The organism is Rhizobium sp. NFR12 (assembly GCF_900108545.1).
Taxonomy (GTDB): Bacteria; Pseudomonadota; Alphaproteobacteria; order Rhizobiales; family Rhizobiaceae; genus Neorhizobium; species Neorhizobium soli.
In genome coordinates this window covers 122263-138730 of the sequence record NZ_FNWM01000005.1, presented here as the reverse complement: position 1 = coordinate 138730, position 16468 = coordinate 122263, and the positions used below count along the sequence as shown (strand labels likewise).

The following is a 16468-nucleotide window of genomic DNA, read 5'->3' as shown; positions in this document are numbered from 1 at the left end:
CTCCCCGTGCAACGAATCGGAGTTTCATTTGTCCATTTCACCGAACGATACGAATTTTGCGGCGCGCGATGCCGCCATAGCGATCAACACCTACACGACCGTCCTTCGTCGTCCAAAAGTGCCGCACGAAACGTTCGCCAATTATTGGCGCGATGTGCATGGCCCGCTCTGTTCCCGAATCCCCGGGCTTGGATGGTATGTACAAAACCACTTCAACCGCGAACAGGACGCGCATCTCTGGCCTGAAATCGACGGGGTTTCGCCATTTGAAAACTATGTCCTGGACGGCGGCGTCGAGATCGGCTTCGAGACGGCGGCCGACCAGGAGGAATTCAATGACGCCTGCTCGATCCTGTTTGCGGACGAGCAGAACATGTTTGCAGCAACCGTTGCCTATGCCCTTCCCAAGGGCTCAACCACACTCATCGATCGCAGCGCCGACCCGGTTCCCAACGGAGACGACGGACTTGATCGCATCCACGTCCATCTCGGCTCCAGGACAGGCGATGCGTTCGCCTTTGCAACGTTCATGACGAACCTTGCCGAGAAGATTTCCTCAGACCCTGCCGCTATGAAAGTGCGTCTGCACCTGCCCGATGTCTACGACAATGCAAAACCCGCACCGCCTGCTCCCGGCGTCGATCATACTGTTCCAGACGAGCGCCGGCACATTGCGGTGTTGGAGCTCGCATTCGCCAGCCCGCTTGCTCGTCGGCAGTTCTACGGCGGCGATCTGTTCCAGAGCACGCTCTCCGACCAGAAAGCCCAGATCAGCCATGCGACTGCCTTCGCAGTAAGCGGCATCTATACCTATGTCCGCGACAAGCAGCTGACGACCGCGGGATTGAGAGGAAGCCGACAGGCGCAGCTGATCGAGACGCTGGGAGCCGCCAACCAGGTCTCCGACGATGTTCGCACCCTTCTTCATAAGGGCGAATTGTAAGACTGGCTGTCGGTGCTTTCCTCCGCTGTATGGCTCGGGCGGGAGACGCCGACGATGCGAACTGTTGTCTCGCCGCCAGCTTCGAGATCGGGTCGCCTATGGCGGCTCGACGGGAGGCCGATCTTGTGCCACACGATTTCCACGATCCTCTTTGAATAGGGATTGCAGATAGTGCTAAAATTCCCCAGTTGAGCTGGTTCGTGCCACCACGTTGGGACCGATATGGCGAAAGACCAGTTGATGAAGATCGAGATACCCACAGACAAAATTTCCTCAAGAGAGCGGTATCTCGAAGCCATCGTCCAGAGCGCGATCGACTACGCGATCATTTCGATGGATCTCGATGGTCTCGTGACCAGTTGGAACGAGGGTGCTCGGCGTGTTCTCGGCTGGGATGCAGACGAGATGGTGGGCAGGCCGGCCACAGCTTTCTTCACGCTCGAGGATCGCGAGCAGGGCATTCCGCAACGGGAGATGACTGCCGCCCTGAGCCAGGGACGTGGTAGCGACGAGCGATGGCATCTGCGCGAGGACGGTTCAACCTTCTGGGCGTCCGGCGAGATGATGGCGTTGCGATCCGATGACGATACCGTCATAGGCTTCATCAAAATCCTTCGCGACAGAACGCAGGAAAGAGAACAGGCCGACCAGCAACGCCTGCTCATGCTTGAGCTCGGTCACCGGATGAAAAACACCATCTCGGTGGTGCAGTCGATTGCAACGCAGTCGATCCGCAATGCGGCCTCGCTCGAAGACGCCGGTGAGAAGCTCCAGTCGCGCATGTCGGCCTATGCCTCGGCACACGATATTTTGCTTCAGAAGAACTGGGTGAGCGCAACGCTTGGCCAGATCGTGAACGCCGCAACGATCAACATTGGTCTTGAGGGTTCCGACCGCGTCCGGATCGAGGGACCGGAGATCGAGCTTGATCCCCAGGCTGCCCTGTCGTTCTCGCTGGTGCTGCACGAGCTTTTCACGAATGCCTCCAAGTACGGCGCACTCTCCGAGAGCAATGGCCACATCGAGATTGCATGGACAATCGAAGCCCGGGAGGGAGAGGATTTTCTAATCTCGTCTTGGCGGGAAGTCGGCGGGCCACCCGTCGCTATCCCGACCAGAAAGGGATTTGGCTCTCGGCTCATCGCGTCCAGTCTGAACTCTTACGGAACCGCCACGACCGATTACGAGCCGGACGGTGTCGTCGTGACAACTGCGATGCCCTTGTCCAGGATCCAGTTCGAAAAAACCTGACCGCGGTTGATACAACAAGGTTCTCTGATTGTCAGTTATCGCGTGATACAACTGGAACAAGGACTTGATTTTGGAGCCTTTACCAGACGATAGCAGCAACGAGCTTGCTGAAAAACCCGTATCGGATATCCCGACGACGCGTATGCTGTCATGGGCGCGGAACTCCGCTATCTATCGTCTGTCCAAAAGGATGCACACGGAAAAGCAGCTCCGGCAAGCGATCACGCGCAAGGCGCGGGAAAAGTTCGAAGACATCGGCGATGCGCAAGTCGAGGCGCTTGCGGCGTTTGCCGTGAAGTTCGGCTATGACAACAGCGCTCTCGATGATCAGGCTTACGCAGAAGTCGCGACCCGTTCTGCGCAACGAAGCGGCCGGTCGAAACGCGCGATTTCGCAGCGGCTCGTGATCAAGGGAATAGACCGGGAAACCGCCTCCGAGGCAGTCGCTGACGTGAACGATCTGCGTGCCGCGGTCGTGCTCGCGCGAAAGCGGGCATTTGGCCCGTTCAGGAGAGTGGAGCTCGATCAGAAACGCAAGGCCAAGGAGCTCGCATCGTTTGCACGCGCAGGCTTCAGCTCGGAAATCGGGAGGCAGGTTTTCGAGATGCATCGCGACGATGCTGAGGTGGTCCTGAGCGAAGACGTGGTGTGAAGGAGCGCCGAACAGCTCTCCGGTCATTGGGGCGATGCTGGCTAGATGTTGCAGCGTATTCCTAAGTCGTAGAAATGCGTGTCGATAGTACACTTTTGCATTTTTTGCGCTTTTAAAGCGTATCTCATCAGTACCAGCTAAGTAAATTACCAATATCCTTATAATTTATAAAATCTCTGATGCGTGAAGAATTTGATTTTGTTGCGGTTGGTGGCTGATTTTATTTAGAAATTGAAATCCGTAGGACGTAACCCTATATCAGGTATGCCTGCGCAAAGCCTGACAGGCTGCCGGCGCGAATGGCCCGGCGGGTTCCGATATCCCAGGGCGCGTTTCAAAACCTGACATCGTTGCGATAGCGACCGTTCCACCCTGATTTGCTGGCGCAGCTACCGACCTCAGATCGAACTGATCTTAGCGGCATACCCACGAGGTATCATGACGGTAGAACATCTAGGCGTGCAGCCCGCAGCAAAGCCGTGGGGCCGTCGTGAACTTAAGCCGTGGAGCCAGTCGGACGGCACGACTGTCATTGGCGAGCTGCGCTACGCGCGCAACGGTCCAGACCGTGACGCTTCGGCACTGCTTCTCAAGTTGCTGTTCACGTCTCAGGCGCTGTCGATCCAGGTTCATCCGGATGACGCGGCCGCGCAGGCCGTCGGCATGAGGAACGGCAAGACAGAGGCTTGGTACGTCCTGTCTGCTGAGGACGGCGCCGAAGTGGGGATCGGGTTGAAAACGCCCGTGTCCACGGAGGAGTTGCGCGGCGCCATATCCGACGGTTCGATCGGTGACCTGCTCAACTGGCAAAAAGCCTATGCGGGTGATGCGTTCTTCGTCCCTGCCGGAACCATCCACGCGATCGGTGCGGGGCTCGTCATTGCCGAAATCCAGCAGGCGAGTGACACGACATACCGTCTCTTCGACCATGGAAGCGCGCGTGAACTCCATATCGAACAGGCAGTTTCCGTGGCGCAGCTGGGACCGGCACCGCGCCAGGAACCGATGCGTCATCTGACGAAAGAGAGAACGCTACTCGTCTCCTGCGACTTCTTCGTGCTTGAGCGGGTGACACTTCCTGCAAACACGCTGTGGCAACTCAAGGCCGAAAGCGAATGCTGGCTGCTTCTCCTTGCGGGCGAAGCGTCGATAGGATCGATGGCGCTGAAGCTTGGTGATGCCGCTTTCCTGGAAGCGGATGACGCATCGATACAAGCCGGTGCTGCTCCGATCACAGCTTTGCTCGCCTATGCCGGCAAAGACGCCCGGGAAAACCTGCTGCGGGACGTCGGTCCGCTCCGGGACATGCCGGATCCCAGGAAGACGACCTTTGTTCAACCCTTAGCGGACGTTCCAGCGTTCCCTTCAACGGAGACGCTGTCATGACCCAGACCAGGAAAATTGCTTTCGTCGGCAACTCACTGCCGCGCCGCTGCGGCATCGCGACCTTCACGACGGATCTTGAGCAAGCGGTATCGAAAACCTCGGCAAACGTCGAAACGGCGATTGTCGCCATGACGGATCATGGCCAGGTGTATGACTATCCGCACAGCGTCCATCTGCAGATCGCGGACGACGACCTTGCGGAATATGTCGCAGCCGCGAAATACCTGAACGCTGAGAAATTCGATATCGTCTGCCTCCAGCACGAGTTCGGCATCTTCGGAGGCAATGACGGAAGTCATATCCTGGCGCTGTTGTCACGGCTGACGATGCCTGTCGTAACGACGTTGCATACGGTCCTTGCCGAACCGACACCATCTCAGCGCCGGGTCTTCAACAATATCGTCGATATCTCGTCGAAGGTGGTGGTGATGGCCGCGCGGGGGCGCGAGCTGCTGCAGGAAGTCTATGATGTGCCGGCGGAGAAAATCGAGTTCGTCCCGCACGGAATCCCGGAAATCGCCTTCAGCGAGCCGGACGAGGCGAAGACCAAACTCGGCTTTGAGGGTCGATCCGTTATCCTGACGTTCGGCCTGTTGTCACCCAACAAGGGCATCGAGGTCATGATCGACGCGATGCCGGTGATCCTGCAGAGCAGGCCGGACGCAGTCTACGTCGTGCTTGGCGCGACCCACCCGAATCTTGTGCGGACCGAGGGCGAGACGTATCGACAGTCGCTCGTAGCGCGTGCAAAGGATCTCGGCATCGAAGACCATGTGGTCTTCCTCGACCGTTTCGTCGACCTGCCGACCCTCCTCGACTTCATTTCGATGTGCGACGTCTACGCGACGCCTTATCTCAACGAAGCCCAGATGACCTCAGGCACGCTTGCTTACAGTTTCGGGCTCGGCAAAGCCGTTGTATCGACCCCGTACTGGCACGCGAGCGAGCTCCTTGCGGATGGCTCCGGCGTTCTCGTACCGTTCGGCGATTCCGAGGCGATCGGTCAGGAAATCGCAGCATTGCTGACCGACGATGACAGTCGCAACGCGATACGCCGTCGGGCCTATGCCGCCAGTCGCTCGATGACCTGGCAGCGCACGGGCCAGCGATACCTCTCGCTGTTCGAGGCGGTCATACAGCCAAAAATCCGGCCCGGTGCTGTCCCGCCCGTTGGCCGCAAGCCGTCGGCCCTCGGCTCGCCCGGTGTGCCCGAGCTCCAGTTCGCGTACCTCCTGTCGATGTGTGACGACACCGGACTATTCCAGCATGCCGTCCATTCTGTCCCGGACCGGTCGCATGGTTACTGCGTCGACGACAATGCCAGGGCGCTGCTGCTTTCAGTTACTCTCATGGCCTCCGGCGAAACCCAGTTGCCCGATATCCTGACCACGCGGTTTGCGTCCTTTGTCCAGCATGCGTGGAACCCGGATCAAAAGCACTTTCGCAATTTCATGGGTTTTGACCGGCGATGGCTGGAAGACAAGGGCTCGGAAGACAGCCATGGCCGCACCCTCTGGGCGCTTGGACAATGCGCACTCAACGACACCAGTTCGGCGAGACGCAACTGGGCTGCCGATCTGTTTGCCGAAGCCCTTCCGACAGCAGTCGATTTCACCTCACCTCGCGCCTGGGCATTCACGTTGCTGGGATTGGACGGATATTGCGCGGCCCGGCGCCACGACATCAATGCCCGACGGGTTCGGTCCACTCTCGCAGATCGGCTGATGGCGCTTTTCTCGCGTGTGGCCACACCGGATCGGCCGTGGTTTGAAGAGGGGTTGTCCTATGACAACGCCCGTCTGCCTCAAGCTCTGATCCTTGCGGGTCTGGCCGCTGAGAAGCCAACCCATCTTTCCGCTGGCCTGCAAAGCCTGCGCTGGCTGATGACGATGCAGACTGCACGGACAGGGCGTTTCCGCCCGGTCGGTTCGGATGGTTTCGGCGATGTCGGCTTGCCGCCACAACATTTCGACCAGCAGCCGGTCGAGGCAGCCGCAACCATCTCTGCCTGCCTGACGGCCTGGCATGCCGAGAAACGCCCTGAATGGCAAAGCAATGCACGGATGGCGTTGGACTGGTTTACGGGTGCCAATGATCTTTCCGTCCCGCTCGTGGACATTGACACCGGAAGTTGTCGCGATGGGCTGCATCGCGCACGCCCCAACGAGAACAGGGGGGCCGAGTCCGTGCTCGCTTATCTCTTAGGCCTCGTCGAATACCGCAGGATCGTGCGGAGCGGCAGTCAATCGGCAACCTCCTCCCAATTTCACGCTCTGAGTGCCTGAACCCGAATTCCGTTCAAATGAAATGAGATCGCTTTGTCAAAAGCCGTTGTTGTCAACCGCCAATCGCTCTTCCTGCGACCCGATTCCTCGCGCGTGGTCGTGCGTCCGTTCAAGCCCGCCACCGAACCCCGGGATCTGAATCCGACGGATAAAACCCGGGCGAACCTTATTGTCGATCGGGTGCTGGCGCTGGAACCGCAGGCCGCCGATCTTCTTCTTGCGGACGTGCTCGAGAATTTTGAGGGCCGCCACCGTAACCTCATGGCGACGTTCGAAGCACGCGCGAAGGAGATGGAACAAGCCTTTGCGCCGCACACGGTCTTCAGCCCGACGCAGCGACAGCTGATCGGGGCCTACTTCCTCAACGAATATTCGTTTGAAGCCTCGGCACTGTTCAACCCCAGTATCGTCGCTCATCCGGATCAATCGGGCGTGCCGGAGGGTAGCCGCCGGTTTGTCTTGAGCCTGCGCGCCGTCGGCGAGGGGCATGTCTCCTCGTTGACGTTCCGCACGGGACTGATCGCGCCCGATGGCGGCGTGGAGATAGAACCGACTGCACGGCTTGCATCCACCCCAACGATCCAAACGCCACCGTCCGGCTCATCGGATCAGAGCGTCGAACTCAGTTTCAGCGCCGACCAGCATATCAGCGAACGCGTCATTTTTCCGGTGACACCAGCTCAGTCGAACGGCATCGAAGATGCACGCTTCGTCGAATTCGAGACGGAGGAGAATGAGGAAAAGACGTTCTATGCGACCTATACCGCTTACAGCGGCAAGGCCATCCGGTCGGAATTGCTGCAGACCAGCGACTTCATCTCGTTCAAGATGACGCCGTTGACCGGCACCGCGGCGATGAACAAAGGGATGGCGCTGTTTCCGCGGAAGATTGATGGTCGCTACGCGATGATCGGTCGGCAGGACAATGAAAATCTTTACCTGATCTACTCCGACGACCTGCACGAATGGAACGGCGGCCAAGCGATCCTGCGTCCGAAATTTCCCTGGGAGTTCGTACAGATGGGAAATTGCGGATCCCCAATCGAGCTCGACGAAGGATGGTTGCTTCTCACACACGGTGTGGGCCCGGTCCGTCGGTATGCGATCGGGGCCGCACTTCTCGACAAGAAGGATCCCTCGAAGGTTCTCGCCCGGTCACGCGATCCGCTCGTTCGTCCGGAAAAGTCGGAACGTGAGGGGTACGTCCCGAACGTCGTCTACACATGCGGTGGAATGCGGCACGGCGACCTGATCATATTGCCATACGCAGTCTGCGATACGGTTTCCAACTTCTCGACGATCAGGATTTCGGAGCTGCTGCAGACCCTGGACGGGTGACACGTCCAATGAAAAACGGCGGGGACCAAAGTCCCCGCCGCCGACTGAATTAACGCGACTTCTTGTAAAGCTTTTCTGCGATCTCGAACATTTCTTCCGGCGCGTAATCGGGCGTGAATGCCGAGGGAACGCCGGTCAACTGGTGGATCTTGCCACCGTCGGGCATGCCATCGACGACTTCGAGCTCGCCCGGAGGATCGTTCGGAAGAGCGACTTCGCCATTCCCCCAGATGCCAGCCATTTCCTTGTAGTCGTTCGGGCTGAACGTGTAGAGCCGGCGATGCGAACCCTCATCCAGGTATTTCTGGCATTCCGGGATCTTGGACAGCGGAATGTTCGGTGTCGGCAGGAACTTTTCGATTTCGACGCCGGTGATTTTCTTCAGCGCCAATGCGTAGGCATGGGCGTGAACCGAACCGCGCACGAGAAGATAGCCGCAGACTTCGCGACCTGTCGGGTCCGTCAGCGTTTCGTAGACGCGCAGCTTGTGCAGTCGGGCACCGCATTCCAGATGGAAATTGTGCAAGAGATCGACGACGACATTGCCCGTGCTGGTGATGAAATCGTTATTCCACGATACGCCGTTGCTGTTGATCGGAGCGGCTCCACCGCCACCGGACAGAAAAGCCGCGGCCAACCGCATATCTTTCATATCCTCGAAGGGTGCTCCCGAAATATCGCCGCCGTCGCCTTCGTCGCCCCCTGGAATGTCCGGGCCGTTGTTGAGCATTCCAACGCCATTGCTGACAAGCTCGACATGGCCAAGTTCTTCTGCAGTGATACTGGCAACAAGGCTGTAGAACGGCTTCAGTTTTTCCTTGGACCGAAAGTTGAAGCTCTGAAACATGTAGTTTCCGAGCGTCGACATTTCTCCATATTTCCCGCCAAGCAATTCCTGGAGTGCTGCGGCAGCATTGGGGTCAGCACGTTTCGGTGCCGGCAGATTTGCCTGCAGCTGATCAACTCGCATGAACATTGAGGTATTCCTTTGGTTGTAGGTCTCGTCCCAACCACCGGGCAAGATGCTTGTTCCCCGGAAATATTACTCATGCTCAGAATTAACCGTCGAAGGTGATTATGTTGCTTTTGTTCCAGTATTTCGTGTTGTCCGACGATTTTGACGGAACTTGAATGAGGCGAAACTGTTAACGGCGCACTCACGCGTCTGTGAGGCGCTTTAAGGATCACCATCATGGTAACACCAGTCACAACCCATCTACCGCACGAAACCACTCATGGCGTCTCAGTCAATGCGACGTCGGCACTGAACAAAGTATCCTGGGGAGCAATCTTTGCAGGCGTCGTCATCGCGCTTGCAGTGCAGTTCCTGCTCAATCTTCTCGGCGTCGGTCTTGGTGCCGCGGTGCTTGATCCGGTCACGTCCGACAACCCGACTGCCAGCACCTTCTCAATCGCCGGCGGCATCTGGTTTGTCATCGCCGGGATCATTGCGGCCTTCGTCGGCGGCTACGTCTCGAGCCGCCTGTCCGGCCGCCCGAGCAACTCGACGGGCGGTTACCATGGTCTGACGACCTGGGCTGTTACAACGCTCGTGGTCCTCTACATGCTGACAACCTCGATCGGCGCACTCGTCGGCGGCGCATTCAGCGGCCTGTCGAGCGTCATCGGTGGCGTTGGCCAGACGGCAGCAACGGCTGCGTCGACCGCAGCGCCTGCAATTGCCAATTCCGCCAACCCGATGGCCGGTATCGAGCAGCAGATCCGCAGCACAACCGGTAACGATCCGCAGGCTCTCCAGAACGCTGCAGTTGCAGCCGTTCAGGCAGCCGTAACCGGCGACCAGGCAAAGGCAGAAGATGCCCGCAACCGTGCCGCTGAAGCAATCGCTCGCTCGCAGAACATCCCGGTCGAACAGGCTCGCCAGCAGGTTCAGCAGTATGAGGCAACATACCGCGAGAACGTCGAAGCTGCAAAGCAGCAGGCACTTGAAGCCGCAGAAGCCACGGCAACTGCCGTATCTGCTGGTGCAATCCTTGGCTTCATCGCCCTGGCACTCGGTGCAATCGCCGGCTGGGTCGGTGGCAGCTTCGGGACGAAGAAGAACGTGGTCGTGACGGAGACCGTCGGTCGCCGCACGGTCTGATCTGACAAGCAAAACAACGAGCCCGCGCCAACGGTAGATGCCGATGGCGCGGGTTTTTTCATGCGAACAATGTCTGCTCGAAGTCGTGGCGCAGATGGGTCTCGCCAGCGCATCCGCTGGTAACGAGTGCAGAAGGCTTGGTCCTCACTGCAGAATCGAGATCTCCTCACCATCGATACGCAGAACTGTCAGTTTTCCGGAATAGACTGCTCCGGTATCGATCCCGATGCGACCGATCCCATAATCAGGATCTTCCTGCGGCGTATGCCCGTGGACGACGATGAGATGTGGAAGTTCAGGCCCTTGCTTGAGGAACGCCCCGCGGATCCACATCATATCCTCATCGCGCTGCTCTTCGATCGGTATGGCTGGTGCCACGCCCGCATGAACGAACAGGACTTGGCCGGCCTTGAGGCTGACAGGCAGATCCATAAGAAATGATCGGTGCGTTTCAGGTACCGCCTCCTGCAAGACGTGCGTGAGAGACGCGCCGCTACCTTTGCGGCGGAGGCTCAGATGCTGCAGATCCACGCCGTAGGATGCGAGCGTCTTGTCGCCGCCCATTTCCAGCCAGTGCATATACGCTTCGGGACGCTCCAGAAAGCGCAGGAACAGATCGTCGTGGTTGCCGCAAAGCGTCACGCGTTTCAAACCGAGAGCGCTGGGGCTCGAGAGATGTTCGAGCACCTGCGCCGATGCGGGTCCACGATCGACGTAATCGCCGAGGAGAACAACGAGCCCGGGGCGTCCCAATCGCCTCATGTCATCCGCGATGACGGCTTCAGCCCTTTTCAGCAGGTCAAGACAGCCGTGAACATCGCCGATCGCGTAGAGCGGGTAGGGTAACGGTTCGCTTCCAAGGTCGAGCCTTCGCCTGCGCTGCTCGCCAAGTTGCGGTGAGGCGCGCAAGGTCAACCAGCGGATCATCTTTCGCATGCGCCGTAATCCCCGTTCGAAATCCGCCAGGGATTACGGTCGCTTTGAAGGTTCTTGCTTGTCCCGCTCAAGGCAACACCGCCATGTGCCGGATCCCGGGTTCAGATGCTCTTGCCCACACCCGTATAGGCAAAGCCGTGTGCTTCAACTTCCTGAGCGCGATAGACATTGCGCAAGTCGACGAGAACCGGCGTTTTCATGATGGACTTCAGGCGGTCGAGGTCGAGGGCTCGGAACGCATTCCACTCGGTCACGAGCACGGCGACATCGGCACCTTCAGCTGCTTCATAGGGTCCCGCTGCGAACTCGATGTCCATCATCTGCTTGGCATTTGCCATGCCTTCGGGGTCATAGCCGGACACGATCGCGCCGGCATCCTGCAAAGCCTGAACGACGGCGATTGCCGGGCTGTCCCGCATGTCGTCGGTATTCGGTTTGAAGGTAAGGCCGAACAGAGCGACTTTCTTGCCGCGCACATCGCCACCGGCAGCGGCGATCACCTTGCGGCCCATGGCACGCTTGCGGCTGTCGTTGACAGCAATCGTGGTCTCGATCAGACGCACGGGTGCGTCAAAGTCCTGTGCGGTCTTTGCCAGCGCCAGCGTGTCCTTTGGAAAGCAGGATCCGCCATAGCCCGGACCTGCGTGCAGGAATTTCGATCCGATGCGACCGTCGAGGCCGATCCCGCGCGAGACGTCCTGAACGTCGGCTCCGACCTTCTCGCAAAGGTCCGCCATCTCGTTGATGAAGGTAATCTTCATGGCGAGAAAACCATTGGCGGCATATTTGATCAGTTCGGATGTGCGGCGTGATGTAAACAGCAGCGGCGACTGGTTGATGAACAGCGGCCGGTAGACCTCGGTCATCACAGCCTTGGCACGGTCATCCGAGAGGCCGACAACGATGCGGTCCGGACGTTTGAAGTCATCGATCGCTGCCCCTTCGCGCAGGAATTCCGGGTTGGAGACAACGGCGACATCCGCATCCGGATTGGCTTCCCGGATGATCCGCTCAACTTCGTCGCCGGTGCCGACAGGCACGGTGGACTTCGTCACGACGACGGTGAAGCCCTTGATCGAAGCTGCGATCTCTTTTGCGGCAGCATAGACGTAACCGAGGTCGGCATGACCATCGCCACGGCGCGAGGGGGTGCCAACAGCGATGAAGATGACGTCGGCTTCGCTGACAGCCGGCGCAAGCTCGGTCGTGAAGGAAAGACGGCCGGACCTGGCATTGCTTTCGACCAAGGCATCAAGGCCGGGCTCGAAGATCGGGATGACGCCATTCTTCAGGGCATCGATCTTTTCCGCGGCCTTGTCGACGCAGATCACGTCATGGCCGAAATCTGCAAAACACGCTCCGGACACAAGCCCGACATAGCCCGATCCAACCATTACGATACGCATGAAATCTCCTGAGAATTGGGTCGCTTATATTTGCGCAAGTTAAAATGTAGTAGGTCAGGCTAAAGATTGTCGATGTAAATTGATTCCAAGCATTCCTTACATGCCTCCTTATGTTTTCTTGCAAGCAAAAGGCAAAGGGTTTGCTGCGTTATAGTTACCCCCGATGACAAGTTTTTTCTCTTCCGCGCGGTGAAGTTCATATTCGCGAAATTGCATCTGCAAATACGAGACATCAGGGTGTAGCGAGAGCCATCAGCATGTCATGGTTTTGGGGCGAGAGCGGTATGCCATGTGCGAGGGCAGCCTTTCGAGTGTTATGTCTCCGCTCCCCGGGAAGACGATCTTGACCGGCATCGAGGACAAGGTCGCAGATCTGCGCAACACGGTCGGCAAAGGCGTGATTGCCGCCCCGCTCGGGATCGATAACCACAAAAAACTGGCCAGTGAATGGCGTCTGCGCACCCTTGTGGCCACTCCAGTCGAACTCACCTGAAAAATAGCCGCCGGTCAGGGCCGCACTGAGGATTTCGATCATCAATGCGATCGAATTGCCTTTATGCCCGCCGAATGGCAGCAGCGCGCCGCCGTCAAGAATTGCCTTCGGGTCGGTTGTCGGTTCTCCGTTGCGGTCGACACCCATGCCGGGCTTCAGGTCATGCCCGGCGCGTGCCGCGATCTGCACGTCGCCGTGAGCGATCGCTGAAGATGCCTGATCGAAGACAAATGGAGCAGAGCCCGCGCGCGGCGAGGCGAAGGCAATCGGGTTGGTGCCAAACACCGCCTTGTGGCCACCGTGCGGTACCACACACGCCATGCTGTTGACGACGCTCAGGGCGACAAGCCCCTCATCCGCAAACGGTTCGACATCCGGCCAAAGCGCGCTGAAGTGATGCGAGCGACGGATAGCAAGGACCGCAACGCCGTTGGCTTTGACTTTTTCGATCAGGTGGGACCGCGCGGCGAAGAACGCCGGCTGGGTAAATCCGCCGTTGGCATCGACGCGGAGAAAGGCCGGGGCGACGTCCTCCACCTCCGGCACGGCTTTGCCATCGACCCAGCCGCTCTTCAGAGAGGATACATATCCCGGCATGCGGAAAATCCCGTGGCTCAAAGAGCCATCGCGCTCACAGCCGGCACAGTTTTCGGCAAGGATCTGGGCATTTGGCTCAGATACGCCGTTGCGAACGAAAATCGTCTTCAGCAAAGCGACCAGATCGTCAAAGCCGATATGGATGGCAGCACTTTCTGTCATGTTCTCTCCTGCGTAGCCGTTCCGCTCGGTATATAGATGTCGCTTCAGTTCGGCGCGAGAATAGCCGCAGACGCCGCGCTTTCAATCCCGGTGATGAGAAGTTCCGCGACGGACCACCATAAATCGGAGCCCCTTAGAAGGACGATAGATATTTCCTATCAAGCCATGCTGTTCTGCCGCTTGATCAAATCGTCCCCGCGACAAATAGATGCAGCATGGATACAGGATTTATCGGTAAAAAATCGTCGGCCGCAGGCGGCTGGGGCGCATTGAAAAGCTGCGGCAAGCAGCTGCTGAACAGCGGCTCTCCGCTGTCCGGTGCAAGGGCAATGCTGAAGGCCAATCAGCCTGACGGTTTCGACTGTCCCGGCTGCGCCTGGGGCGATCCGGAGCATGGCTCCTCGTTCGAATTTTGCGAGAACGGCGTGAAGGCCGTCTCGTGGGAGGCGACCGAAAAGCGCGCCACACCGGCATTTTTCGCGGCACACACCGTTTCCGAGCTGCGCCGTCAGTCCGACTATGAGCTTGAGCTCAACGGTCGTCTCACCCATCCGATGCGTTACGACGCGGCAAGCGATCGCTACCTCCCGGTCACATGGCAGGACGCGTTCGCCGAGATCGGCGACATCCTCAAAGGATTCGACAGCCCAGACCGCGCTGAATTCTACACGTCCGGCCGCGCTAGCAACGAAGCGGCATTCCTCTACCAGCTGTTCGTGCGCGCCTACGGCACCAATAATTTCCCCGACTGTTCCAACATGTGCCATGAGGCGAGCGGCGTGGCTCTTCGCCAGTCGATCGGCGTCGGCAAGGGAACGGTCCTGCTCGAGGATTTCGAGAAGGCCGACGCGATCTTCGTGATTGGCCAGAACCCGGGTACCAACCATCCGCGCATGCTGGGCGACCTGCGGCGCGCCGCGGTCCGCGGTGCCCAGATCGTCGTCTTCAACCCGGTCAAGGAGCGCGGTCTGGAGCGGTTCTCGGACCCGCAGGACAAGCTGCAGATGCTGCGTGGCGGCGCGACCGACATCGCCAGCGACTATCTTCAGCCGCAACTGGGCGGCGACATGGCCGCCGTGCGCGGGATGTCGAAAGCGGTTCTGGCCGCGGAAGCAGCAGCTGTTGCAGCCGGCCGTCCGTCCGTGCTCGATCACGCGTTTATCGCCGAACACTGCGAAGGCTTCGACGCCTATCTGGCCGCGGTCGAGGCTACCAGCTGGGATGAGATCATCTCGCAGTCTGGCCTGACCCGCGAAGCGATCGAACGCGCTGCAGACGTCTACATGCAGGCAGAGCGCGTCATCTGCACCTGGGCCATGGGTATCACCCAGCATCTGCACTCGGTCGCGACCATTCGCGAAATCTCGAACTTCATGTTCCTGCGCGGCAATGTCGGCAAGCCGGGAGCCGGACTGTGCCCTGTGCGCGGTCATTCCAATGTTCAGGGCGACCGGACGGTCGGTATCAACGAAAAGCCTCCGGCCGCCTTCCTTGATGCGCTCGAGAAAGAATTCGGGTTCGCGGTGCCGCGCGCCAATGGTCATAACGTGATCGCCGCAATCGGCGCGATGCTGGATGGTTCCGCACAGGCGTTCATCGGGCTCGGCGGCAATTTTGCCCGCGCCACGCCCGATAGCGCATTGGTCGAGCTGGCGCTTCGCAAGCTTAAACTTACCGTGCATGTCGCGACCAAGCCTAACCATTCTCATCTGATGCCGGGTGATGTCTCGTTCATCCTGCCCTGCCTTGGCCGCACCGAGATCGATCTTAACTCTGCCGGCAATTCGCAGCTCGTCAGCGTCGAGGATTCGATGAGCATGGTGCATGGCTCGGCCGGCATCAACAGGCCTGCCTCGCCGCATCTTCTCTCGGAAGTGGCGATCGTTGCCGGCATGGCCGCGTCCACCGTCGGCTCGGACATGATCAACTGGGCGGCTCTGGCCGACGATTACGACCTGATCCGCAAGCATATCGAGGCGACCATTCCGGGCTTTGAGGATTTCAACGCGCGTCTGCGCAAGCCGCGCGGCTTCCACCTGCGCAACACGGCTGCCCATCGCGAGTGGGTCACCCCGACGGGTAAGGCATCCTTCTCCGATATCGCCCTGCCGTCCGAGACCGTCAATCAGGCCGCCCTCAAGCGGCACGATCACTTTGCGCTGCAGACGTTCCGCTCGCATGACCAGTACAACACGACGGTCTACGGTCTCGACGATCGCTATCGTGGCGTTTACGGCGAAAGACAGGTCATCTTCATGCACCCCGAGGACGTGAAGGCGCTGTCCGCAAAGGCTGGGGAACGCGTCGACGTCGTCTGCGAGTACACTGACGGCATCGCCCGCGTTGCATCTGATTTCCGCCTTGTTCCCTACGACATTCCGCGGGGCAGCATCGCCGGCTATTATCCCGAACTGAATGTTCTCGTACCGATCGGAAGCGCGGGCGAAGAGAGCGATACGCCCACATCCAAATCGGTGATGGTCTCCGTTCGCCGTCGCGAGGCGGCGTGACGGGAAACCCTCCGGATCCAGACCGGTTTATGGCGCTCACTGCCAGGCTGCAACAGCAGGATCCCCGCCTCAGCGGCATACAGGCGGGGATGATCATTGCCCTCGATCTCGATGTTGCCAAGGACAGCCGCAGCTTTTCGCGGCTGTTCGGCATCGAGCATTCGATCGTTCTGCGTGAACTGACGGAGATTCCGGGTGCCTGGCTTCAGGTCACCAGCAAGGATGAACGCACGCTCAGGACATTTTACCGCAGGCCTGACGACGGGGCGGCTGTTCCCGTCGAATAAAAAGCTTTGGTGGAGGCGGTTGCAACCTCCTTCCCACGCTGACCTTCGGTGCGGGCATGAGGACGTCATGTCTCACCATGGTCCCATTGCCTATAAGGTGCTGCAATCGAAGTCCGGG

13 protein-coding genes are annotated in these 16468 nt (G+C 59.1%); 9 read left to right on the top strand and 4 right to left on the bottom strand.

All coding sequences use genetic code 11. The features are described 5' to 3' along the window. Positions 1 to 28: 28 nt before the first annotated feature. The 6 genes from BLW69_RS19345 (at position 29) to BLW69_RS19320 (ending at position 7855) form a co-directional block, all read left to right on the top strand. Positions 29 to 943 (top strand): EthD domain-containing protein, encoded by a 915-nt coding sequence (locus BLW69_RS19345; protein WP_244508893.1) that lies wholly within the window; start codon positions 29 to 31, stop codon positions 941 to 943. Positions 944 to 1165: 222 nt separating this feature from the next. Next, positions 1166 to 2194 carry an HWE histidine kinase domain-containing protein gene (locus BLW69_RS19340; RefSeq protein ID WP_244473908.1) on the top strand — a complete coding sequence of 343 codons (1029 nt, stop codon included), beginning with the start codon at positions 1166 to 1168 and terminating at the stop codon, positions 2192 to 2194. 70 nt (positions 2195 to 2264) lie between these two features. Further along, entirely contained in the window at positions 2265 to 2846 is a 582-nt protein-coding gene (recX, locus tag BLW69_RS19335) for a recombination regulator RecX (protein ID WP_256413818.1), read from the top strand. Positions 2847 to 3284: 438 nt separating this feature from the next. After that, a complete protein-coding gene (locus tag BLW69_RS19330; protein ID WP_175487294.1) occupies positions 3285 to 4232 on the top strand; it encodes a class I mannose-6-phosphate isomerase in 948 nt (315 codons plus the stop codon). Further along, on the top strand, positions 4229 to 6517 hold the full coding sequence (locus BLW69_RS19325) for a glycosyltransferase family 4 protein (protein WP_092664294.1): 2289 nt from the start codon (positions 4229 to 4231) through the stop codon (positions 6515 to 6517). The genes BLW69_RS19330 and BLW69_RS19325 overlap by 4 nt, the downstream gene beginning before the upstream one ends. Before the next feature lie 33 nt (positions 6518 to 6550). Further along, the gene (locus tag BLW69_RS19320; protein ID WP_092664292.1) at positions 6551 to 7855 is read left to right on the top strand and encodes a glycoside hydrolase family 130 protein; all 1305 of its coding nucleotides are present in this window, start codon (positions 6551 to 6553) and stop codon (positions 7853 to 7855) included. A gap of 49 nt (positions 7856 to 7904) precedes the next feature. On the opposite strand, the gene BLW69_RS19315 is transcribed toward BLW69_RS19320, so the two are convergent. After that, positions 7905 to 8831 carry a manganese catalase family protein gene (locus BLW69_RS19315; protein ID WP_062458791.1) on the bottom strand — a complete coding sequence of 309 codons (927 nt, stop codon included), beginning with the start codon at positions 8829 to 8831 and terminating at the stop codon, positions 7905 to 7907. Between the two features lie 216 nt (positions 8832 to 9047). Here BLW69_RS19315 and BLW69_RS19310 point away from each other — a divergent pair, with 216 nt between their 5' ends. Then, the gene (locus BLW69_RS19310) at positions 9048 to 9959 is read left to right on the top strand and encodes a hypothetical protein (RefSeq protein ID WP_062576535.1); all 912 of its coding nucleotides are present in this window, start codon (positions 9048 to 9050) and stop codon (positions 9957 to 9959) included. A gap of 144 nt (positions 9960 to 10103) precedes the next feature. Here the strand turns inward: BLW69_RS19310 and BLW69_RS19305 are convergent, their stop codons facing one another. The 3 genes from BLW69_RS19305 to BLW69_RS19295 all read right to left on the bottom strand — a co-directional run bounded on the left by BLW69_RS19305 (position 10104) and on the right by BLW69_RS19295 (position 13553). Continuing rightward, on the bottom strand, positions 10104 to 10895 hold the full coding sequence (locus BLW69_RS19305) for a metallophosphoesterase family protein (protein ID WP_092664290.1): 792 nt from the start codon (positions 10893 to 10895) through the stop codon (positions 10104 to 10106). Positions 10896 to 10996: 101 nt separating this feature from the next. After that, on the bottom strand, positions 10997 to 12301 hold the full coding sequence (locus BLW69_RS19300) for a UDP-glucose dehydrogenase family protein (protein WP_062458806.1): 1305 nt from the start codon (positions 12299 to 12301) through the stop codon (positions 10997 to 10999). A gap of 232 nt (positions 12302 to 12533) precedes the next feature. Next, positions 12534 to 13553, bottom strand: coding sequence for an Ldh family oxidoreductase (locus BLW69_RS19295; protein ID WP_092664288.1), 1020 nt, complete (start codon positions 13551 to 13553; stop codon positions 12534 to 12536). A gap of 215 nt (positions 13554 to 13768) precedes the next feature. Here BLW69_RS19295 and BLW69_RS19290 point away from each other — a divergent pair, with 215 nt between their 5' ends. Together BLW69_RS19290 and BLW69_RS19285 are read left to right on the top strand one after the other, a co-directional pair. Then, positions 13769 to 16063 (top strand): FdhF/YdeP family oxidoreductase, encoded by a 2295-nt coding sequence (locus BLW69_RS19290; protein ID WP_092664286.1) that lies wholly within the window; start codon positions 13769 to 13771, stop codon positions 16061 to 16063. Between the two features lie 29 nt (positions 16064 to 16092). Further along, positions 16093 to 16350 carry a hypothetical protein gene (locus BLW69_RS19285; RefSeq protein WP_062458814.1) on the top strand — a complete coding sequence of 86 codons (258 nt, stop codon included), beginning with the start codon at positions 16093 to 16095 and terminating at the stop codon, positions 16348 to 16350. Positions 16351 to 16468 lie beyond the last annotated feature (118 nt).